General features: G+C 29.6%; 17 protein-coding genes and 1 pseudogene. 7 read left to right on the forward strand and 11 right to left on the reverse strand.

What is annotated here, in order from left to right:
* Window positions 1-3: 3 nt before the first annotated feature.
* From rlmN to FDT66_RS01975, 3 genes are all read right to left on the reverse strand, one after another.
* Window positions 4-1,041, reverse strand: coding sequence for a 23S rRNA (adenine(2503)-C(2))-methyltransferase RlmN (gene rlmN / locus FDT66_RS01965; RefSeq protein WP_138534465.1), 1,038 nt, complete (start codon window positions 1,039-1,041; stop codon window positions 4-6).
* Window positions 1,042-1,160: 119 nt separating this feature from the next.
* Window positions 1,161-2,210 carry a tRNA preQ1(34) S-adenosylmethionine ribosyltransferase-isomerase QueA gene (gene queA / locus FDT66_RS01970; RefSeq protein ID WP_138534466.1) on the reverse strand — a complete coding sequence of 350 codons (1,050 nt, stop codon included), beginning with the start codon at window positions 2,208-2,210 and terminating at the stop codon, window positions 1,161-1,163.
* Between the two features lie 73 nt (window positions 2,211-2,283).
* Complete coding sequence (locus tag FDT66_RS01975; protein ID WP_138534467.1) at window positions 2,284-3,513, reverse strand: 3-phosphoshikimate 1-carboxyvinyltransferase; 1,230 nt, start codon at window positions 3,511-3,513, stop codon at window positions 2,284-2,286.
* 56 nt (window positions 3,514-3,569) lie between these two features.
* Between FDT66_RS01975 and FDT66_RS01980 the strand changes: the two genes are divergently transcribed.
* Both FDT66_RS01980 and FDT66_RS01985 read left to right on the forward strand, forming a co-directional pair.
* On the forward strand, window positions 3,570-6,674 hold the full coding sequence (locus FDT66_RS01980; protein ID WP_138534468.1) for a VPS10 domain-containing protein: 3,105 nt from the start codon (window positions 3,570-3,572) through the stop codon (window positions 6,672-6,674).
* 86 nt (window positions 6,675-6,760) lie between these two features.
* Window positions 6,761-7,378 (forward strand): type IV pili methyl-accepting chemotaxis transducer N-terminal domain-containing protein, encoded by a 618-nt coding sequence (locus FDT66_RS01985; protein WP_138534469.1) that lies wholly within the window; start codon window positions 6,761-6,763, stop codon window positions 7,376-7,378.
* 2 nt (window positions 7,379-7,380) lie between these two features.
* On the opposite strand, the gene FDT66_RS01990 is transcribed toward FDT66_RS01985, so the two are convergent.
* Together FDT66_RS01990 and FDT66_RS01995 are read right to left on the reverse strand one after the other, a co-directional pair.
* On the reverse strand, window positions 7,381-7,629 hold the full coding sequence (locus tag FDT66_RS01990; RefSeq protein WP_138534470.1) for a hypothetical protein: 249 nt from the start codon (window positions 7,627-7,629) through the stop codon (window positions 7,381-7,383).
* A 1-nt stretch (window position 7,630) separates the two neighbouring features.
* The gene (locus tag FDT66_RS01995) at window positions 7,631-7,957 is read right to left on the reverse strand and encodes a nucleotide pyrophosphohydrolase (protein ID WP_138534471.1); all 327 of its coding nucleotides are present in this window, start codon (window positions 7,955-7,957) and stop codon (window positions 7,631-7,633) included.
* 199 nt (window positions 7,958-8,156) lie between these two features.
* On the opposite strand from FDT66_RS01995, the gene FDT66_RS02000 reads away from it, so the two are divergent.
* Window positions 8,157-9,656, forward strand: coding sequence for a nucleotidyltransferase family protein (locus tag FDT66_RS02000; RefSeq protein WP_138534472.1), 1,500 nt, complete (start codon window positions 8,157-8,159; stop codon window positions 9,654-9,656).
* A gap of 1 nt (window position 9,657) precedes the next feature.
* A complete protein-coding gene (locus FDT66_RS02005) occupies window positions 9,658-10,794 on the forward strand; it encodes a DGQHR domain-containing protein (RefSeq protein ID WP_138534473.1) in 1,137 nt (378 codons plus the stop codon).
* Between the two features lie 152 nt (window positions 10,795-10,946).
* On the opposite strand, the gene FDT66_RS02010 is transcribed toward FDT66_RS02005, so the two are convergent.
* From FDT66_RS02010 to FDT66_RS02025, 5 genes and pseudogenes are all read right to left on the reverse strand, one after another.
* On the reverse strand, window positions 10,947-11,501 hold the full coding sequence (locus FDT66_RS02010; protein ID WP_138534474.1) for a thioredoxin family protein: 555 nt from the start codon (window positions 11,499-11,501) through the stop codon (window positions 10,947-10,949).
* Between the two features lie 130 nt (window positions 11,502-11,631).
* Window positions 11,632-12,846: a BaiN/RdsA family NAD(P)/FAD-dependent oxidoreductase gene (locus tag FDT66_RS02015; RefSeq protein ID WP_138534475.1), complete on the reverse strand. Its 1,215-nt coding sequence runs from the start codon at window positions 12,844-12,846 to the stop codon at window positions 11,632-11,634.
* A gap of 88 nt (window positions 12,847-12,934) precedes the next feature.
* Entirely contained in the window at window positions 12,935-13,864 is a 930-nt protein-coding gene (locus FDT66_RS02020; protein WP_138534476.1) for a GYDIA family GHMP kinase, read from the reverse strand.
* Between the two features lie 83 nt (window positions 13,865-13,947).
* Window positions 13,948-14,415: a DUF1569 domain-containing protein gene (locus FDT66_RS14275; RefSeq protein ID WP_394347912.1), complete on the reverse strand. Its 468-nt coding sequence runs from the start codon at window positions 14,413-14,415 to the stop codon at window positions 13,948-13,950.
* Window positions 14,407-15,675, reverse strand: a pseudogene (locus tag FDT66_RS02025) (hydroxymethylglutaryl-CoA reductase, degradative); the annotation flags it as partial. The pseudogene FDT66_RS02025 and the gene FDT66_RS14275, both read right to left, overlap by 9 nt.
* Before the next feature lie 142 nt (window positions 15,676-15,817).
* On the opposite strand from FDT66_RS02025, the gene FDT66_RS02030 reads away from it, so the two are divergent.
* The 3 genes from FDT66_RS02030 (at window position 15,818) to FDT66_RS02040 (ending at window position 20,155) form a co-directional block, all read left to right on the forward strand.
* Entirely contained in the window at window positions 15,818-18,010 is a 2,193-nt protein-coding gene (locus FDT66_RS02030) for a S9 family peptidase (protein ID WP_171032296.1), read from the forward strand.
* A gap of 21 nt (window positions 18,011-18,031) precedes the next feature.
* Window positions 18,032-19,540 (forward strand): peptide MFS transporter, encoded by a 1,509-nt coding sequence (locus tag FDT66_RS02035; RefSeq protein ID WP_138534479.1) that lies wholly within the window; start codon window positions 18,032-18,034, stop codon window positions 19,538-19,540.
* 96 nt (window positions 19,541-19,636) lie between these two features.
* Complete coding sequence (locus FDT66_RS02040) at window positions 19,637-20,155, forward strand: thioredoxin family protein (protein ID WP_138534480.1); 519 nt, start codon at window positions 19,637-19,639, stop codon at window positions 20,153-20,155.
* Window positions 20,156-20,157: 2 nt separating this feature from the next.
* On the opposite strand, the gene FDT66_RS02045 is transcribed toward FDT66_RS02040, so the two are convergent.
* Entirely contained in the window at window positions 20,158-22,173 is a 2,016-nt protein-coding gene (locus FDT66_RS02045; protein WP_171032297.1) for a ComEC/Rec2 family competence protein, read from the reverse strand.
* Window positions 22,174-22,196 lie beyond the last annotated feature (23 nt).

A 22,196-nucleotide genomic window follows, 5' to 3' on the forward strand; every position in this document is an offset into this window, starting at 1 on the left:
AAATTAAGCTTTATTTGCCAATTGTCCGCAAGCTGCATCAATATCTTTTCCTCTTGAACGTCTTACATTAACAGTAATGTCATGCATTTCTAAATTAGAAATATAATTATTGATTGCTGCTGAACTTGCTTGTTGAAATTCACCATCGTCAATAGGATTGTATTCTATTAAATTTACTTTACATGGCACGTATTTACAAAATTCTATAAGTGCTTTTATGTCTTCTTTTCGATCATTAATTCCGTCCCAAACAACATATTCATACGTTATGGTACGTTGTGTTTTTTGATACCAATACTCTAGAGATTCTTTTAAATCTTTTAGTGGAAATGTAGTGTTAAAAGGCATTATAGATGTTCTAACCTCATCTATTGCTGAATGTAAAGAAACTGCTAAGTTAAATTTCACAGCTTCATCTGCCATCATTTTAATCATTTTTGGCACTCCTGAAGTGGAAACTGTTATTCGTTTAGATGACATTCCTAAACCTTCAGGTGATGTAATCATTTCTATAGATTTCAGCACGTTTTTATAGTTCATTAATGGTTCTCCCATTCCCATAAAAACAATATTTGTAAGCTTACGATTATGATATAATCTGCTTTGTTTATCAATAACTACTACTTGATCGTAAATTTCATCTGGATTTAAATTACGCATTCTTTTTAATCTTGAAGTTGCGCAAAACAAACAATCTAAACTACAACCAACTTGACTAGAAACACACGCTGTAGTTCTTTTTTCTGTAGGAATTAAAACAGATTCAACAACCAAACCATCATGTAATTTTATTCCGTTTTTTATTGTTCCATCACTACTTTTTTGCATAGAATCTACCTTGATATGATTAATAACAAAGTTGTTCTCTAACATTTCTCTGGTTTGTTTAGAAATGTTAGTCATTTCTTCAAAAGTGTGCAAAGATTTACTCCAAAGCCATTCGTATACTTGATTTCCACGAAATGCTTTATCGCCATTTTCAACAAAAAAATTTCTTAATTGTTCTTTTGTTAGGGCTCTTATGTCTTTCTTTTTACTCAAAACTGAATGATTAAAAAATTAAATGATTAAACTGAAACTTATAGCAAAAATATGCATAAAAAAACTGGTGCTTAAATAAGTACCAGTTTTAATATTATGAATGTTTAAATTCTTAAAAATTATATAATTAACATAGCATCACCGTAAGTAGAAAATTTATAACCTTCTTTAACAGCTACTTTGTATGCTTCCATTATAAAATCATATCCACCAAAGGCTGCTGCTTGCATTAGTAAGGTAGATTTTGGTGTATGAAAGTTTGTTATCATAGCATTCGCGATGCTAAAATCATAAGGTGGAAAAATAAATTTGTTAGTCCAACCTTCGAAAGCTTTTAATTCTTGATTTGAAGAAACAGATGATTCTACAGTTCTCATAACTGTGGTTCCTACTGCACAAACTCTTCTTTTTTCAGTTTTTGCTTTATTAATGATATTTGCAGAAGCTTCTGGAATAATGATTTGTTCAGAATCCATTTTATGTTTTGATAAATCTTCCACTTCTACCGAACTAAAAGTACCTAAACCAACATGCAAAGTCATTTCAGCAAAATCTACTCCTTTAATTTCTAAACGTTTTAATAAGTGTTTAGAAAAGTGTAAACCTGCTGTTGGAGCAGCTACAGCACCTTCATGTTTTGCGAAAATTGTTTGATAACGCTCTTCATCTGAAGCCTCTACTTCTCTCTCAATTTCTTTTGGCAATGGAGTTTCACCTAGCTCTAGTAATTTAGCTCTAAACTCTTCATAAGAACCATCAAATAAAAAACGTAAAGTTCTTCCTCTTGAAGTTGTATTATCTATAACCTCTGCTACCAAACTATCGTCATCACCAAAAAACAATTTGTTTCCAATTCTAATTTTTCTTGCAGGATCTACTAAAACATCCCACAATCTGTTTTCCGAATTTAGTTCTCTTAATAAAAAAACCTCAATTCTAGCACCTGTTTTTTCTTTGTTACCATACATTCTGGCAGGAAAAACCTTGGTGTTATTCAACATCATAACGTCTCCTTCATCAAAGTAATTTATAACGTCTTTAAACATTTTATGCTCAATAGTTCCTTCTTTTCTATTCAAAACCATTAAACGAGATTCATCTCTATGTTCTGCTGGATATTTTGCTAATAGTTCTTCTGGTAACTCAAATTCAAAGTGTGATAATTTCATATGTATATTTTGCTATAAAGATTGCAAATATACGATATGCGAATAGGCGTTGTCAAGTGTTTGACTGTTTAATTTACAGTTCTTTAATTATAATTCCAATTTGTTGCATGTCATTCCAAAAATTTTGAAAAGATTTTGTTACTACTTCAGCATTTAATATTTTTATTGGAACTCTTAACGCCAAAGGAGCAAAAGCCATTGCCATTCTATGATCATTATAGGTTTTTATAGCAATATTCTGGTTTATTATTGATGATTTTTCCAAATGCAAACTCTCATTAGTTACAGCAATCGAAGCTCCTAATTTGGTTAATTCTTCTTTTAAAGCTTCTAACCTATCTGTTTCTTTTATTTTTAACGTGTGCAAGCCAGTTAAATTACAAGCAATTCCTTCAGAAAAACAAGCTACTGCAATAGTTTGAGCGATATCTGGAGCATTTCTTAAATCAATCTCTAAATTTTCTTTATTGGTTACTTTTTCTTTTTTAAGAATGATAAAATTATCTCCAAAAGTTGTTGAAACCCCAAAGTGCTGATAAATATCTGCTAAACAAGAATCACCTTGTAAGCTTTCTTTTTTGTAGGCTGATAGTTTTATAGTAGAACCAATTTCTGCAGATGCAATAATCGAATAAAAATAACTTGCAGAAGACCAATCGCTTTCCACAACAACTGTTTGTTTTTCAATTTCTTTTTTCGGAAGTACATTTATAATATTCCCTTCAAAATTGGCATCAATATTTAATTGATGCAACAAACTCAATGTCATATTTATATATGGAATTGAAGTAATTTCACCTACCAATTCTATGGTTAATCCGTTTTCTAATTTTGAAGCAATTAATAATAATGAAGAAATATATTGGCTACTTACATTTCCATTTATTTGCACTTTATTTGTAGTTAATTTTCTTCCTTTGATTCGAATTGGTGGATACCCAACTTTATCTTCGTAAGAAATAACTGCGCCTAAATCTTTTAAGGCGTTTACCAAAATTTCAATCGGTCTGTTTTGCATTCTTTCGGAACCTGTTAGCACAGTTTCTCTACCTTCTTTTACCGCAAAATAAGAAGTTAAAAAACGCATTGCTGTTCCTGCATGCCCAATATCTACAATTTCTTTATCGGTTGATAACGCGTGTTGCATATGAATAGAATCGTCTGAATCTGACAAGTTATCTATTGAAATTTCAGGAAACAAGTTTTGTAAAATCAGCAATCTGTTAGATTCACTTTTAGAACCAGAAATTGTTATTTCTTCCTTTATTTTTTTATCCTTTAAAACATTTAACAATATGTCCATTCTAAAACTTGATTTTAATTCTTATTTTTAAACCTCAAAACTACAACTTACCCAACATGAAAAAATTTATTTTTCTGGCAATTTGCATGATTTTTTCTGCAAACGCCAAAGTTAATGCACAAAAAAATGCTAACAAAGTTTCTAACGAATATTTTAGCGCAGTAGAATGGCGAAATATTGGTCCTTTTAGAGGAGGAAGAAGTGCTGCTGTTACTGGAGTTTCAAACAAAGCGAACCTTTTTTACATGGGCGCAACTGGAGGTGGTGTTTGGAAAACTACAGATGCTGGTAACACTTGGCAAAATATTTCTGACGGATTTTTTGGAGGTTCAGTTGGTTCTGTAGCCGTTTCTGAATCGGATAATAATGTAATTTATGTTGGAATGGGAGAAAAAACCGTTCGTGGAAATGTTTCTTCTGGAGATGGAATTTGGAAATCGGAAAATGCAGGAAAAACTTGGAAACATATAGGTTTAAAAAATTCACGCCACATTCCAAGAATGAGAATTCATCCTAAAAACCCAGATATTGTTTTTGCAGGAGTTATGGGAGATTTATACAAACCAACGCAAGAAAGAGGTGTTTACAAATCTATTGATGGTGGAGAAAACTGGAAAAAAGTGTTGTTTTCTGATGAAAATTCTGGAGTTGTAGATTTAATAATTGATCCAAATAACCCAAGAATTTTATACGCTACAACTTGGGATGTTCGCAGAACTCCTTATAGTTTATCTTCTGGCGGAAAAGGTTCTGCTATGTTTAAAAGTACAGATGAAGGAGAAACTTGGACCAACATTTCTGCAAATAAAGGTTTACCAAAAGGTATTTGGGGAATTTCTGGGGTAACTGTTTCACCAGTAAATTCTGATATTGTTTGGGCCTTAATTGAAAATGAAAAAGGTGGTGTATACAAATCTACAGATGCTGGAAAAACTTGGCATTTGATAAATTCTGAAAGAAAATTACGTCAAAGAGCTTGGTATTATACACGTTTATATGCAGATACACAAGATGAAGATATTTTATATGTGCTGAATGTTCGTTACCACAAATCTACAGATGGTGGAAAAACATATTCTACTTACAATGCACCTCATGGAGATCATCACGATTTATGGATTGCTCCAGAAGACAACCAAAGAATGATAATTGGAGATGATGGAGGAGCACAAATTTCTTTTGATGCTGGTGAAAATTGGAGTACGTATATGAATCAGCCAACTTCGCAATTTTACAGAGTAACTACAGATAATCATTTTCCATACAGAATTTTAGCTGCACAACAAGACAATTCAACCGTTAGAATTGCTCATAGAACAGATGGTGGTTTTATTACAGAATCTGATTGGGAATCTACTGCAGGTGGAGAAAGTGCACACATTGCTGTAGATCCTTTAGATGATGATATTGTTTATGGAGGAAGTTATGGTGGTTTGTTAACCAGAAAAAACCATAAAACAGGAGAAACTAGAGCTATAAACGTTTGGCCAGATGATCCCATGGGTCATGGAGCTGAAGATTTTAAATATCGTTTTCAATGGAACTTTCCAATTTTCTTTTCGCCAAATAATAAAAAACGTTTGTATGCAGCTTCTAATCATTTGCACGTAACAGAAAATGAAGGACAATCTTGGAAATTAATTAGTCCAGATTTAACAAGAAACGACCCAGAAACTTTAAAATCTTCTGGTGGTCCAATTACACAAGATAATACTGGTGTAGAATATTATGGAACTATTTTCGCTGCTACAGAATCGCCTTACGAACCTGGTTTAATTTGGACGGGTTCAGATGATGGTTTAGTGCATGTTTCTAAAAATAATGGCGATTCTTGGGACAATGTAACTCCAAAGAAAATGCCAGAATGGATGATGATTAACTGCATTGAAGTAGATCCGTTTACAAAAGGTGGTGCTTATATTGCAGGAACAAAATACAAATCTGGAGATTACAAACCTTACATCTACAAAACAGAAAATTACGGAAAGTCTTGGAAATTAATTGTAGATGGAATTGGAAACGAAGATTTTACAAGAGCTTTAAGAGCAGACCCAAAACGTAAAGGCTTGTTATATGCTGGAACAGAAAAAGGTATGTATATTTCGTTTAATGATGGAAAAAATTGGGAAACTTTTCAGCAAAATTTACCTATTGTACCTATTACAGATTTAGCCATTAAAAACGATAATTTAATTGCTGCAACACAAGGTCGTTCACTTTGGATTATTGATGATTTAACACCAATTCATCAGCTAACAAAAGCAACAGAAAAAGATGTTTTCTTATACAAACCAAAAGATGCTTATAATATGAGTGGTGGTCGTGGAAGAACTTCGAGAACTGCTGGTACAAATCATCCTGGAGGTGTTGCTGTAAATTATTTTATCAAAGAAAAAGAAGAAAAAGAGGTTGTTTCTTTATCTTTTTATGATGCAAACGATAATCTTATTAAAAAATATTCTACGAAACCAGATAAAGAAAAGAAAGAAGAAACTTTAAAAGTAAAAGACGGAAATAATATTTTCTATTGGAACATGATGTATCCTGGAGCCGAATCTGTAAAAGGAATGATTCTTTGGTGGGCTTCTTTAAGTGGACCAATGGCTTTGCCAGGGAATTACAAGGTAGAATTGGCTGTGAATGATAAAAAAATGACTCAGAATTTTAATATTTTGAGAAATCCAACTTCGGAAGCTACAGAAAGTGATATGAAAGCTCAGTTTGATTTTATTAACGACATCAATACAAAAATGACAGAGATTCATAAAGCATTAAAAAACGTAAAGAAAGTTAGAAGTCAAGTTGGGTTGTTAAAAAAAGCTATCAAAGACAAAGAAAAACACAAAGCGTTGTTAGAATATGCTGATACTTTGGTAAAAGACATGACCAAAATTGAAGAAACGTTGTATCAAACAAAATCTAAAAGTGGGCAAGATCCTTTAAATTACCCTATTCGTTTAAATAATAAATTGGCACATTTAAATTCTTTAACCAGAATTGGAAATTATGCTCCAACACAACAAGCCATTGATTTTAAAAATGAAATCACCAAAGACATTGATGCTGAATTGACAAAACTAAATGCCTTGTTTGTAAATGGTGTAAGAGAATTAAACCAAAAAGTAAAAGAAAGCAATATTGATTTGATCCAGTTGGATTAATTTTCAAGGAAAAAAGTAAATAAAAAAGAAGTAATAGTTTTATTGCTTCTTTTTTTTAAATTTACGGCAAAAATCAAATCATTTAAATGAAAAAGAAAGTCATTTTTACGTTTATTCTTTTTATAATAATTGTACTATCCAGTCAAATTATTTTTCATTTTGATATTAAAAGACAATATTATGATGCCGAAATAATTAACAAAACTGGTAAACAAAGAATGTTTAGCCAAAAATTAACTAAAATAGCTTTACTTGCTAACAATGCTATAAATACTGATGATTTTTCATCAAAAATAAATGACTTTGAAGAAAGTTTTAAAAACTTTACTGACGGAAATCATTACATAAATAACATTGACTTAGATTTTTATGAAAGTCCTTATTTAGTTGATTTATATAAAACCAACAACCTTTATTTCAGTACATTAGAAACAGCATCTTTAGCTATTATAAACGATGCTACAAATCAAGAAACGTTTCGTAATAATTTAAAAGTAATAATTAACAACGAAGAGCAGTTTTTGAACTCGATGGATAAAATAGTGAATGAATACCAAAAAATATCTGAAAGGAAAATATCAAACTTCGAAAAAATTCAATTATTTTACAATTTAGGTACGCTCGTATTACTTTTTTATGTGCTGTTTTTTATTATCATACCATTGTTTAAACAAAATGGCAAATTTACTGGCAAAATAAACTAATTCTATTTCATTTTTTTACTGGTAACCCAAATACCATAAAAAACACTGATTACAATTTTTAAACCCCAAAAAGTTTTCCATTTTCCATTGGCAAAATTTACCTCGTTTACTTTTGCAAAATCACCTGCAAAAATTTCTCGCCAAGAGTTCATAAATAACGAAATTAAAGTTACTAAAATGAAAAAAGGAATGGCAACTTTTGCAAAATTAGACCAGAAAAGTGGTTGTTTTATTTTTTGTAAAAAAGTCATTTTATTTTAATTTTTGGTTGTTGTGATGGCGATTGTGATCGCGTTTTGTTTTAATATCTAATTTCTTCTCAAAAGCATCTTGCAAATCGATTCCTGTTTGGTTTGCCAAACATAAAACTACGAAAAGTACATCTGCCAATTCTTCGCCTAAATCTTTATTTTTATCCGATTCTTTTTCACTTTGTTCTCCATAACGTCTTGCAATTATTCTTGCTACTTCACCTACTTCTTCCGTTAATTGTGCCATGTTTGTTAATTCATTAAAATAACGAACTCCGTGATTTTTAATCCAATCGTCTACCTGTTGTTGTGCGTTTTCTATGTTCATTTTTTGTAGTTTCAGAATTACAAAGTTACAAAGTATAAAAGAGAGTTTTAATAGAATAATTTAGTTTGTATCTAAACTTATTTTCTTATAACTTCGCTAACGTCGATTATAAGTCATTAAAACGACGTCATAATCGTCTAAAGTTGTATGCCATTTATGAAAAAACCGATTGAAATAAAGAAAAAAACAAAATCAAAATATGAGTTTAATAGAAAATGAACTTTCAAAAATTGATTTTATAGTAACACAATTTGATAGTGATCGAAATGTCGATTATAAATCTAATATGGAAAATATTACTAATAAAATTAAAGTCATAATTGACAAGTTTGCAAAATCTTACAGATTGGTTTCTTCTAACAGTGTAAGAGATATAAAACACTATACTTTTATTTCAAGAATAAAGGAATCAGAAAGTTTAAGAGAAAAATTCGTCAGAAATAATTTACATATACCATTTAATGAATTTATTGACAGCGAGTTTGACACAGAAGATCCAGATTTAATCCAAAATGTAAAAAAAACTCTACTTAAAATTGACGACCTTATTGGTATTAAAATTTTAACTGATTTAGATACAGATTGTGCAAAAATGTTTGAATTAATTAAATCTTCAGAGTTTGAAAAAGCAGCAAAAGCACAAGATATAGTTCTGAATAAAGAAGATATCTTAAAGCAGCCAGTTTCAATGAAAAATGGATTGAAGATTTATAAAATTAAAGGGACATTTGATAAATTTAATTTTGAATTACAGATAAAAAGTAAAATAATCTCTGCCTGGGGAGATATGGAACACTCAATATTTTATAAAGACTACGCTATTTCACCTGTAAGAGATACGGCTCAGACTTCAATGAACCACGTTGGTAAATTATTATATCAAATAGATGATTTTGTTGAAAGTATTCGAAGTGCAAATAAGGATTATACCAAGAATGCCAATGCTTTACATTTTTTACAATGGATAGAAACAAATTATAGTCACAAAATAAAAGCCTTACTCAATAATATCAGTTATGGCTTCAATAGTATTTCTGAACTTTTATATGCTGTTTATAATCATCTTAAAATTTCAGATGAAGTAGCTAAAAATGAATTAAAGTTTAATCATTTTCATTTAACCATTGCTAATGATGGTATTTCTAAACAATATTTAAATTCTAGAAATGAGATATTTGAATTTAAAATTTTAGAATCAATAGTTCAAAGTTGGCTACTAAAAGAACAAAACATAAATCAAGATAATTTACTTGAGAACACAAATATTTTCATAAACACCTTAATAGATTCAACATCTGAATTTTTAATAGTTACCAATACAGGTTATGATTTTGATGAAATGAAAGAGTTAGTTACTAATTATTATGAAATTGGTTTATCTTTTGAATGTTCTGCAAAATTTATACTTAACCTCAAAAAATTAAATAACTTTTTAGAGTTAACTTATATATTAAATGATTTATCTGAAGGATTGCTCGAATCAAACAAATTAGCCTTAATTAAGAATTGTGTATTTATTCAAAATTATGATGGTGATATAAACAAATACGTTGATACCAATCCATTGAATGTAGATAAAAACAATTTAAAACTAATCGTAATTCAAATGATCGATGAGCTTAAGAAAAACTCAAAGAAAGAAAAAAAATTCGATCAATTAATGAAGTCTTTACAAAAAATAAACGATTCAATAAACTAATATGGAATTCTCAATAATAAAATATAAACAGAATGATCACGAATTAATTTCAACTGTATTACCATTTGAAATAATTAATGAATCAAGTAAAGTATTAGTTTACGGTCAAGACGAAGGCGGTTATCAAAGAGAACCTGATTTAAATCACTACAGTAAAATAACTAAATATATTAATGAAGATAAGGCTTTTATTTTTCCAACTTCCATAATTTTAGGTGTTGATAAAAATTCAATAGATAAAATTACATCTAAGGATGAAACCAAAATTTCTATTAATAAAAAGGATTTTGATTTATTTAGAATCATTGATGGGCAACATAGGATAAAAGGAATTGAAAAAGCATTAATTGATAATCCAGAATTAAAAGACTTAATGCTAAATGTTACGATTCTAATTACACCTCAAAACAAAAGGTCAATGGAGATGGAGATATTTAACACCATTAATTCTAAAAGCAAAAGAATAAAAGTTGACTTGATTAGACTAGCAAGTTTTGAATATAGAATACTAGAAAATAATATCAAATACTCTGATTTAAATGAACATATCTCAGTACAGATAGCTCACTATTTAAATGAAGATAATTCTAAAAGAAATAAGTGGTTAAATGCGATTAAATTCGGGATTCACGAAGAACAAAAAATTGGAATAATTGGAGTCAATGCATTTATCGAATCTATTAAAAAGATTGTAAATCGATATCTTGAAAGTAAAGATTATAAAAACTTAAAAGGTAAAGAATTAATTAATTTTTCGAAAGAATCTGCACTTAGTATTAAGGAATTTATATTAGATGCTTGGACAATCGTATACGAAAAATGGCCTGATTCATTTTCAAGCAGTTATGATATGGAATTTGATACTGAAATAAAGCAATTCTATTATAGAAATAATTATTATATACAAAAAACACTTGGAACTAAAGCAATTAATTATCTTTTAGGAAATATTGTAAATGAATCAGCAAACTCAAGTTTGGATGGAAAAAGTCTAGATAAGTTTAGTGAGTTTATTAACACATCACATCTATTAAATAAAGATTGGAAATTAGGCGAAACGTTTAGTGGATATAGTTCAGAATCTGCCTTCAATAAAGTAAGTAAGATGATAACAGGAGAATTAGAAATACCTAGATAAAAAAAACGGCATACAACAATGGCTATAAGTAATTGCTTATTCTCGCCTACTTCTGAAAATCCTCGCGGATTTTCAGCTTGGTGTGTACTTGCAAAGTTAAGTGCTAACCCACGCAACTACTCATAGCCGAGACCGTTAGCGAAACTCAAAAATCACTTCCATTTAATTCCACAACCAACACTTGGCTTTTGATTTTCTAAAACAGGTTTATTTTGCAACAAATTATCTAAAGCATTTCTTATATCTTTTCCTGTTAATGGTACTCCATTATTGGGTCTGGAATTGTCTAATTGTCCATGATAAACAGCTAATAAATTTTCATCAAACACATAAAAATCTGGTGTACAAGCAGCATCGTAATTTTTTGCTACTTCTTGAGTTTCATCAAACAAATACGGAAAAGGATAATGTAACTTTTGGGCAACTTGCTTCATAAATTTTGGAGCATCTTGAGGGTAATTTTCAATCTCATTAGAGCTTATGGCTATAAAACCAATTCCTTTTTGTTGGTATTCATTCGCCATTTTTACCAACTCATTATTTACGTGAATTACAAACGGACAATGATTACAGATAAACATAATTACAGTTCCTTTTTGGCCTTTTGTCTCGGTTAAAGAAACCATTTTATCGTTTACTGTGTTTCGTAAAGTAAAATCGGGCGCTTTTGTTCCCATTGGAAAATTATTGGATTCTGTTAATGCCATAATTATGGTTTTTGGTTTTAGTTGTTTGTTTTTAGTCTTTCATTCGGACTTTATGGAGAAATCTAATATAAAAAAATAATTTTTAGATTTCTCAACTCCATTTCACTTCACATGAAGTGACAATCGTATTTTATGATTCTTCTGCTAGGGCTTTTGCACAAATAAAACCACCTGTCCACGCATTTTGGAAGTTGAAACCGCCAGTTACAGCATCAATATTTAAAACTTCTCCAACGAAAAAGAGGTTTTTGTGTTTTCTACTTTCAAATCGTTTAAAATTAATTTCTTTTAAATCGATTCCTCCTGCAGTTACAAACTCATCTTTAAACGTAGTTCTGCCATTTGCATTATACACTCCTTTTGTAAGTTGGTTTGCCAAATTTTCTAATTGGCGAGAATTTAAATCTGCCCAATTATGAGTTGCACTGATGTCTGAAAACTTAACAAAACGCTCCCATAATCTTTTTGAAATTTCAACAAAAGGCGATTTTAATATCACTGTTTTTCGAGGTTCTTTCTTTTTCAAATTCAATAAAACATTTAAAATTTTATCAGTAGGTCTAGAAAGCCAATTTACTTCAACATTATATTGGTACTTTTTATCCGCCAAAATTCTTGCACCAAAAGCAGAGAGTTTTAAAACGGCTGGTCCACTCATGCCCCAATGTGTAATTAACAAAGGTCCTGAAGCTTCTAATTTTGTACCTACAATATTTACAGTTGCATTAGGAACAGAAATACCCAATAAATCTACAATTCTTTTATCGTTGATATTAAACGTGAATAATGATGGAACTGGTTCGATTACAGAATGGTTTAAAGTTTCACATAATTCCCAAACCTTTTTAGAACTTCCTGCCGCAATTACTACTTTATCTGCCTTAAAAACTTGTTCTTTTGTGTTAACAACCCATTGATTGTCTTGTTGATAAACAGAGTTTACACCATGATTTGTCAACACTTTAATTTCTAACTTTTCAACAGCTTTTTGGAAGCAATCTATAATTGCTTGACTTGTATTTGCCTCTGGAAAAACACGATTATCATCTTCAATTTTAAGAGGTACTCCTCTATCATCAAACCATTCAAAAGTATCACCTGTCATAAATTGATGAAAAGGACCTAACAGTTCTTTTTCTCCTCTAGGATAAAATTTCACCAGTTCTTTTGGCTCAAAACAAGCATGTGTAACATTACATCTTCCTCCTCCAGAAATTTTAACTTTCTGTAAAACATCTTTTCCTTTTTCAAGAATTGTAATGTCCAAATCTGGATTATTTTCTTTCGCATTTATGGCTGTAAAATATCCTGCTGCTCCTCCTCCAATAATTATTATTTTATTCATTTTCTGTATAAAACCTCTCGACTGCACTCGAGGACATATTTAGTAAGTTAATTGTTAGGTCGAGCGCAGTCGAGATCTAAAAAATCTTTTATAAAATCATTTGTTTGAAAGTTAAAACAGTTTCAAAGCCTTTATTTTTAAAATAAGTTGGTGTTTGTTCATTTCCTGTAACCATTACAAAATCGCCACCCCAAGCACCTAAACTTTTTATTGCTCCAAAATAATCTGGAAATAACTTTTCTTTTACAGGTTGTAATTTGATGATTGAACTGATAATTTGTTCGTGTTCAACTATTAATTTATTAAATTCTGAAATTGATTTTGCTTCTAAAAATTCTTCTGAAATTTCAGAAATTCTTTTAATTTCTTTATCAAAATTATTGCCACTTTCTCTAAATTTTGCAATTCCTTCTTTGGAATCTTGTTTCTGATTTAAGTGTACAAAAAACAAATTTTCTTTAAAGTTAGGGTTGAAATCAACTTGCTTTACAACAGGTTTTTTGTCTTTAATTAGATAAAAAATGGGCGTATTATTTTGCGCACAAGCAATATCATAACCACTTCCTTTAAAAGAATTCCATAACAGTTGAAAAGCATCTACTTTTGCCCAATTTGCAATAGAGTTAATAAGTGTAGATGAACTTCCTAAGCCCCAATCTCTTGGAAAAGTAAGTTCCGTTTTTACAAGAAAGCCATTTTCCGATTTTAAAAAAGAGGGATTCATTCTTTTGGCTTCCTTTAAAATATCTAACAATGTTTCTGCAATTACATCTGCACTTCCTTCTTTACTTGAATTAAATGTAGCTGATATTAAACGCAACTTTTTTAGATCTAAAATAGCTTCAAACCAACATTCACCTTCATTTGTAAAACTTCCCCAGATAATTTCTGGTTCTTTAATGTTTTCAACAATTACATTTTGCCCAAATTTAGTAGGTAAAGCTAAAGCTGTTGCACCATCTAAAACAAGGTATTCAGCTGTAAGTAAAAGTTTTCCGTTTGAATAATAATTTTTCAAAATAGTTTTATTTGGTCGAGCGCAGTCGTAACCTAATTTAAATACGTACTTAAAACCTCTCGACTGCGCTCGAGGGGACAACTTTAAATTAACTCAAATTGTTTAAAATGATATGTAAAATGCTTTACGTGAAATTTCTGCCAATATTCATAATCTAATTCACCAAAAAATGGATGATTTTCATGTTTTGCAGTTTTAAAATGTTCATGAAAATCTTCAATTTGCTTTAGTAAATCATTGATTGATTCTTCCAAAGTTGTAAACTTTGCAGGAATTGGTTCTTCTGATAACATGGGTGCTTTAAAACCAACTTGTAACTCACCATCTGTATCTAAAAAGGCTTTTCTTCTTGCTGATTTTTCGTCTTCTACAAAAAAATCTGCATGTATTTTTCCGTTAGAAACCTTCATTAAAAAGGCCAAATGTTCTACCATTTGCTGGCCATTCATTTTACCAAAAACTGGAATTGCATCTACTTTTAAATTTGATAGTGTATTTTTTAATTCTTTACAATTTAAAAAATCGACCCAATTTGTATTTTCTTTTCTCAGTTCTTCAAATTTGGAAACTACAGCAGCATGAGCAACTGTTTTTCCCTCAAAATAAGTTTCAATTTGTTCTTTTTCTGCAGTGGTTGCTCCTAATTGATTTAAGATATTCTGCAAGTGCATTTTCATATGTCCATGCTGAATTCCTTTTGTTGTAAGTGCTCTTAAAGCTGCAAAATTTTGAGCTAAACCTGCTGTTGCAATAATTTGCATTAATTCTTTAGCAGAAGGTTTTTGTAGCATTTCTAATGATAATTTTGCTAGTGGATGTAAAGCTGTTAAACCACCAACTGTTCCCAAAGCCAATGGTAAATCTATCCAAAATTTAAAAATTCCATTATCAATAGTACAATGTGATAAACTTGTGTAATTTCCTGAACGAGAGGCATAGGCATGCACACCTGCTTCTACTGCCCTAAAATCATTTGCAGTTGCCAATACAACAGCATCAACTCCATTCATGATTCCTTTATTATGAGTGACTGCTCTGTAAGGTTCTATTTCTGCAATTTTTACAGCTTGATAAAATTTTTCGGCAAATTTCTGGGGATTTTCGCCACCTAAATCTTCAATTTTACAACTCACTTCTGCTCTTACCAAACATTCTGGAACGTAATTAGATAAAATACTCATTACAATTTCAATTTCATTGTTTCTTAATTTAGCAGCAATAGCCTCTAAACAAGAATTTATAAAATTTGCACCCATTGAATCTTTCGTTTCAAAAGTGATATGCAATTGATAATAATTTGCAAGTTTATTTGTTTTATCAACTAATTGTATATCTAAAATTCCACCACCTCGTTTTTCCATATTTTTAGTAATGGAAGCAGTTGCAGCATATAGTTCAGTTTTATTTTTATTAAAGTAGGTTTCTAAATTCTTTTTATCGCCAGAAAACATAAAATGAACTTGCCCAATTTTTGTGGTTCCTAAAACTGTAGCTTTAAAACCACCTCTAGTGCTCCAAAATTTTGCAACTAATGATGCTGCAGCAACTACAGAGCTTTCTTCAATTACCATTGGAATTGCATATTCCCTATCATTTATTACAAAATTTGGTGCAACACCCATTGGTAAATAAAAGTTAGAAATGGTGTTTTCTATAAAATCGTCATGAAGTTGTTGTAGCTTTTCGTTTTCGTTCCAATATTGCTTTATGATTGTGGTTGCGTTTGAATTATTGTTAAAATAATTTTTTGCTACCCAATTTATTTTTTCCTCTTTTGATAATTTGGAAAATCCAGATATTATTCTACTCATTTATTTTTCTGTAAACTATTGCCAACAAATATAATTCAATCCGTTAAAACAATACGCAACATTCAACATTTCTCTTTTTTTAAAACATTTTTTGCGGATTTTTCCGTAAACTTGACAAACTTTTACTAAATCGATTTTTGTAATGAAAAAACTGTTCATTTTTGCAACATTTATTTTATTAATTAGTTGCCAAGAAAACACAAATAATACATCAAAAAACACCTCTGGAACTAAAGAAATTACTTTAGAAGAAATTTGGGATGGTACATTTTCTCCTGAAAGAATGAATGCTTTAAATTCCATGAACGGTAACTTTTATTCTTTATTAAATAAAGATGAATCTGGAAACACAACTGTAGATAAATATAGCTACAAAACCTTAGAAAAGGTTGAAACCATTGTAAATAGTAAAAATTTAGATGGTTTAGATGCTTTTTCTTCATATACTTTTAATGATGAAGAGTCTTCTTTAATTTTAGGAACAAATTTTCAAAAAATATACAGACGCTCTTTTACAGGTACTTTTTATTATTACAATATTGGTTCTAAAAAACTAATTTTAATTGGTGAAGATATTCAAGAGCCTACCTTTTCTCCTGACAGTAAAAAAATTGCATACGCAAAAAACAATAATATTTATATTTTAGATTTATCAAAAGGAAACAAACTAACTCAAGTTACAAAAGATGGTGAATTTAATAAGGTTATTAATGGAATTACAGACTGGGTTTATGAAGAAGAATTTGCTTTTGTTAGAGCTTTTGAATGGGGGAAACAAAGTAATTATTTAGCTTTTTTACGTTTCGACGAAAGTAAAGTTCCAACATTTTCTATGGATATAGTTGGCTCAGAAAATTACCCAACTCAACAAGTATTTAAATACCCTAAAGCTGGTGAAAAAAATGCAGATGTAACTTTACACATGTATTCACTTGCTAATAAAACCACCAAAAAAATAGCTTTGGGCGATTATGAATACATTCCAAGAATTAAATGGTCTAATGATGCTAATATTTTGGTGGCAACCACTTTAAATCGTCATCAAAATAATTTAAACTTACACAAAGTAAACGCCTTAAGAAGTAGCTCAACATTACTACTAAATGAAACCGATAAAGCATATATAGAAATTACTGACAACCTTACTTTTTTAGATGATAATAGTTTTATTTGGACAAGTGAAAAAGACGGATTTAACCATATTTATCACTACGATTTTTCTGGAAAACTAATTAACCAAATTACCAAAGGAAAATGGGAAGTAACCGATTATTACGGTTACAACAGTAATAAAAAAAGTATTTACTATCAATCTGTAGAGAATGGTTCAATAAACAGAGGTATTTATTCTATTGATTTAGACGGAAACAATAAAAAATTATTAAGCAATAAAGAAGGTACAAATACAGCTTCTTTTAGTGATAACTTAAACTACTTTATAAATACATATTCGTCTGCAAAAACTCCTCCAAAATATTCTTTATATACTGCAGAAGGCGAAATGTTACAAGTAATAAAAGATAACGATAAGTTAAAAAATGATTTATCTGATTACAAAATGAGCCCTAAAGAATTTTCTACGATAGAAATTAATGGAAACGAGTTAAATATGTGGATGATTAAACCTGTAGATTTTGACGAAAACAAAAGGTATCCATTATTAATGTTTCAATATTCTGGTCCAGGTTCACAACAAGTCGCAAATAAATGGAATGCAAGTAATGATTATTGGCACAATATGTTAGCTCAAAAAGGTTTGATTGTAGTTTGTGTAGATGGACGTGGAACTGGTTTTAAAGGTGCTGATTTTAAAAAATCAACATATTTAAACTTAGTAAAATACGAAACTGAAGATCAAATTGCAGCAGCTAAAAAATTAGCTGAACGTTCTTATATTGATGAAGATAATGTTGGAATTTGGGGCTGGAGTTTTGGTGGTCATATGAGTACAAATTCATTATTAAAAGGAAACGATATTTTCACGACAGCAATTGCAGTAGCACCAGTAACCTCTTGGCGATTTTATGATACAGTTTATACTGAGCGTTTTATGAGAACTCCACAAGAAAACCCAACTGGTTACGATGAAAATTCTCCAATTAATTACGCAGATAAATTACAAGGAAACTATTTATTAGTTCATGGAACTGGAGATGATAATGTACATGTACAAAATAGTTTTAGAATGACAAACGCACTTATTGAAGCCAATAAACAATTCGACCAATTTATTGTTCCAGATAGAACTCATGGTATTTATAAAGGGAAAAATATGCGCTTGAATTTGTATACAAAAATGACAAACTTTTTAGAAGAGCATTTAATAAATCAATAAAAAAATAAATAAACAATAATTATGTTAGACAAAGGAGTTAGTACAACTACAGAAGATCCACAAATGTTTGGACACCCAAAAGGGTTATTTTACTTATTTTTTGCAGAATTATGGGAGCGTTTTAGTTTCTATGGAATGAGAGCGTTGTTAACGCTTTATATGGTTCAAGAAATATTTAAAGCAATTGCAGAACGAGATACAGCAACCGCTGTTGTTTATGCTTCTTATGGTTCTTTGGTTTATGCTTCCACTGTTATTGGTGGACAAATTTCTGATAAAATTTTAGGAATGAGATCTTCCATTTTTTTGGGTGGAATTTTAATGGCAATTGGACATTTTGTATTAGCAATAGAACATGATATTGCATTTTTTACAGCACTTGCATTAATTGTTGTAGGTAACGGTTTTTTTAAACCAAATATATCAACTTTTGTAGGTGCCTTATACAAAGAAGGCGATGTTAGAAAAGACTCTGGTTTTACCATTTTTTATATGGGTATTAATATTGGTGGTTTTGTAGCACCTCTTTTATGTGGTTGGTTAGCTGCTGAGTATGGTTGGCATTATGGTTTTGGTTTGGCTGGAATAGGCATGATGGCTGGATTAATTTTCTTTTGGAGTGGTATTAAAAAGAATGTTTTTGGTGATAAGGGTATGCCTCCAAGTCAAGAAATTTATGAGAAGAAAATTATAGGAATTCCTCAAAAAACATTCGTACCAATTATAGCTGTATTATTTGTACCTGTAATTGCTTATTTACTTTCTTCTTGGCAACAAAATTATGTAGGTGGAATTTTTAAATTCATTGGTTTTGCTGTTTTAGCCTATCTAGGTTACATTATGTATAGCTTAGATTCTGTTGCTCGTAAGAAATTGTTTATGGCAGTTTTAATTACTTTTTTTATGACATTATTCTGGGGTTTTCATGAATTATCTGGAAGTGTAATTACATTATTTGCTTCAAGAAACGTAGCATTAGATGGTATTATGTCTGCAAGTCAAACAAATGCTTTAAACTCGATGTTTATTATAATTTTAGCAATTCCAATTTCTCTTTTGTGGGGTTATTTGGCTAAGAATAAACTAAACCCAAGAACTCCATATAAATTTGGCTTAGGACTTCTTTTAGCAGGTGCAAGTTTTTACATACTTTCTATAAGTGGTACTAGTGCAGATGAAAACGGAATGGTTCCTTTTACATACTTATTAGTAATGTATTTTATTATTTCTGTGGGAGAATTATTCATGTCTCCTGTAGGGTTATCAAAAATTACAGATTTATCACCAAAAAATATTGTTGCTTTTATGATGGGAGTTTGGTTTTTATCATCTGCCTTCGCTTTTCAAATTGTTGGTTTTATAGGAGAACAACTAGCTATAGAAAGCACTGACAAAAATGTTGGTGGTTTAGACACTTTGAATGTTTATACAGATGGTTTCCACTTAATTGCTTTGTATGCTTTAGGCGCTGGAGCAATTGTACTATTATTTTCTCCACTGATGAAAAAATTAATGGGCAACGTTCATTAAAAACAATTAAAAAACCTCATAAATTAATTTTATGAGGTTTTTTATGCTCAAAAAGTTTATTTACAAATTTGGTATTATAATTGTATACACATCAATATGAAAAAAATTATATTCTTTTTAATAATTGTTTTTGTTGCAGCAAATATAAAAGCTCAAGATAAAGTAAAATGGTTGTCTTTTGAAGAAGCTATTGCACTAAATAAAGAAACACCAAAACCTATTTTAATAAAAGTGTTTGCAACTTGGTGTGGCTATTGTAAAAAAATGGATTTAGAAACATATTCGAATCAAACCATTGCCAAAATTATAAATGAAAATTTTTATGCTATAGCACTAAATGGTGAAGAAAAAAAAGACATCGTTTATAAAAATCATACTTTTAAATATCAAAAAAGTGGAAGAACTGCTTATCACGAATTAGCTGTTACTCTAATGAACGGAAAATTGTCTTATCCAACAACTATTTTTTTAAATAACGCAGAAGTAGTGATTGAGCGAATTCCTGGATACTTAGACAAAGAATCCTTTGAAAAAATACTTTCTTATTTATCTACAGAAAGTTATAAAACAATCAAATGGGAAGATTTTGAGAAAGACTTTAAAAGTAATTTATAAGTCTATTTAGTTAAAATAAAAGCACCATTTTTTCCTGTGTAATGAAAAGGAATATTCTTTTTCTCACAAATTATCTCCCATCTATTTATATAACTTTTATAATTGGAACCATCTGCAATTATTTGCTTGGGTTTTATTGTTTTTATTAATCTTTCTACATTTATTTTCGGAGTATATTGTAAAACAACAATAGGCTTTTCCAAATTTATTAATTTGTAAATACCCAAACTGTCAATAATTAAAATATTGTGCTTGTTGAATTTTATAAAGTTATTGAAATTTGTTGTTTTTATCTTTGAAATTGCCTCTGAAACTCGATAAGATTTTATATTATTATCATTTTTAAATTTTAAAGAATCTAAATCATGTTGAAGTAATAGTTCTTTTCCTGATCTTTTTCCAATGATTGAGAACCTACTTTTATGAAAAACAATAAATGCTTCTGAAGACAATTTTTGTTTCTTTTCAAAAAAGGTAACAGCCTGAATTAATAAAATAGCAGACAAAACATATAACAACTTTTTTTGTGATTTTTGAAGTAAAAAATCAACACCAAAGAAGATAAAAACATACCAAACCAGCATTGTTAAAAATGAAATTGAAATTTCTTTAAATAGAAAAGCTTCTTGATGAGAAATCCAACTTACAAAACTGTTCATCCAAGAAATCACTTCTCCATATATATCAGCAAAAAATTGTGGTAAAATATTTAAAATTGCCAATGTAATTAACAAAATTCCTCCAATTAAAATGTACATTAAAAAAGGAATAATTACTAAGTTAGAAGCTAAAAACAAGCTAGGAATTTGCTCAAAATAATAAATACTTAAAGGTAAAATACCAACTTGCGCTGCAATAGACACTGTAAATAATTGCCATAACTTATTTATAATTATAATTTTAGGATTCCACAAATTGTATAACTTTGGTTGCACCCAAATAATACCAAAAACTGCTAAGTAACTTAACTGAAAACCAACGTCAAATAAAAACATTGGCTTTACAATAAGTAACAAAAAAAGAGATGAGACTAATGAGAAAAAAACAATATTTTTTTTCTTAAAAGTTAAACCAACTGCTAAAAAAGTAAACATCGTAACTGCTCTAACCACTGATGCTGAAAGTCCCGCTATAAAAGCAAACATCCATAACAGTAATACAATTAGAGTAATTTTTAAATATTTACCATTTTTTAGCTTTTCTAAAGGTTGAAAAATTATTGTTAATATTAGCAAAATAACCCCCACATGTAAACCAGAAACTGCCAATATGTGAATGGCTCCTGCTCTGGAATAATCTGCAATCAATTCTTTTGAAATGTCTTGTCTTTGTCCTAAAAGCAATGCATTTATTACTGCTAACTCGTCTTTTTCAAATTGATATTTTCTTAAAGAAGCTTGAACAAAATCTCTAAATTTTGCTGACAACCCTATGAGTGAAAAGTGTTGTCTTTTTGACTTAAAATACTGGTAATTATCAATAAATATTTGTTGATGAACACCTTGTTTTGCTAGGTATGATTTATAATTAAATTGATGGGGATTTAATGGTGGTATTAATTCTTTAAACTCTGCTTTTACGTGTAAAATTTCATCTACTTTTAATGAGTTAAAAAGGCTATCTTTTTGAATATTTAGTAATACTTTACCTCTTGTTTTCGTTTGGTTTACTTGTATTAATTCCACCTCATACTTATCATAATAAAACCCTGGTTTTAAAACTTTTTTTACAACAATAACAACTTTTGAACTTTCTTGTAAATACTTTTTATAATAATTATCATAATTAACATCGTTTGCAATAAAAACCGAGAAAACACCAATAAAAAAGAAAGTTATTGCAGTTATAATTGTGGTAAAAATCTTGCTTTTAAATAGAAAACATAAAAGCAAAAAGAGAATAGGATAAAAGATTTTTTTAAAACCAAATTGCCAAAATTGAGTATAATATTGCAAACAGATTCCAAAAACCAAAAACATTGTAAAATGCATTGGCAAATAATTCTTTAACTTTTTCATAGCAAGCTAAAGATAATAATTTT

This window comes from Polaribacter aestuariivivens (genome assembly GCF_005885675.1).
In the GTDB taxonomy this organism is placed as follows: domain Bacteria; phylum Bacteroidota; class Bacteroidia; order Flavobacteriales; family Flavobacteriaceae; genus Polaribacter; species Polaribacter aestuariivivens.

Coding starts and splice junctions, on each gene's coding strand:
- FDT66_RS02030 (WP_171032296.1), top strand. CDS start 15,818: ATGAAAAAACTGTTCATTTTTGCAACATTTATTTTATTAATTAGTTGC.
- FDT66_RS02040 (WP_138534480.1), top strand. CDS start 19,637: ATGAAAAAAATTATATTCTTTTTAATAATTGTTTTTGTTGCAGCAAAT.
- FDT66_RS02035 (WP_138534479.1), top strand. CDS start 18,032: ATGTTAGACAAAGGAGTTAGTACAACTACAGAAGATCCACAAATGTTT.
- FDT66_RS01990 (WP_138534470.1), bottom strand. CDS start 7,629: ATGACTTTTTTACAAAAAATAAAACAACCACTTTTCTGGTCTAATTTT.
- FDT66_RS02000 (WP_138534472.1), top strand. CDS start 8,157: ATGAGTTTAATAGAAAATGAACTTTCAAAAATTGATTTTATAGTAACA.
- FDT66_RS01975 (WP_138534467.1), bottom strand. CDS start 3,513: ATGGACATATTGTTAAATGTTTTAAAGGATAAAAAAATAAAGGAAGAA.
- FDT66_RS01980 (WP_138534468.1), top strand. CDS start 3,570: ATGAAAAAATTTATTTTTCTGGCAATTTGCATGATTTTTTCTGCAAAC.
- FDT66_RS01985 (WP_138534469.1), top strand. CDS start 6,761: ATGAAAAAGAAAGTCATTTTTACGTTTATTCTTTTTATAATAATTGTA.
- FDT66_RS01995 (WP_138534471.1), bottom strand. CDS start 7,957: ATGAACATAGAAAACGCACAACAACAGGTAGACGATTGGATTAAAAAT.
- queA (WP_138534466.1), bottom strand. CDS start 2,210: ATGAAATTATCACACTTTGAATTTGAGTTACCAGAAGAACTATTAGCA.
- FDT66_RS02010 (WP_138534474.1), bottom strand. CDS start 11,501: ATGGCATTAACAGAATCCAATAATTTTCCAATGGGAACAAAAGCGCCC.
- FDT66_RS02015 (WP_138534475.1), bottom strand. CDS start 12,846: ATGAATAAAATAATAATTATTGGAGGAGGAGCAGCAGGATATTTTACA.
- FDT66_RS02005 (WP_138534473.1), top strand. CDS start 9,658: ATGGAATTCTCAATAATAAAATATAAACAGAATGATCACGAATTAATT.
- FDT66_RS02045 (WP_171032297.1), bottom strand. CDS start 22,173: ATGAAAAAGTTAAAGAATTATTTGCCAATGCATTTTACAATGTTTTTG.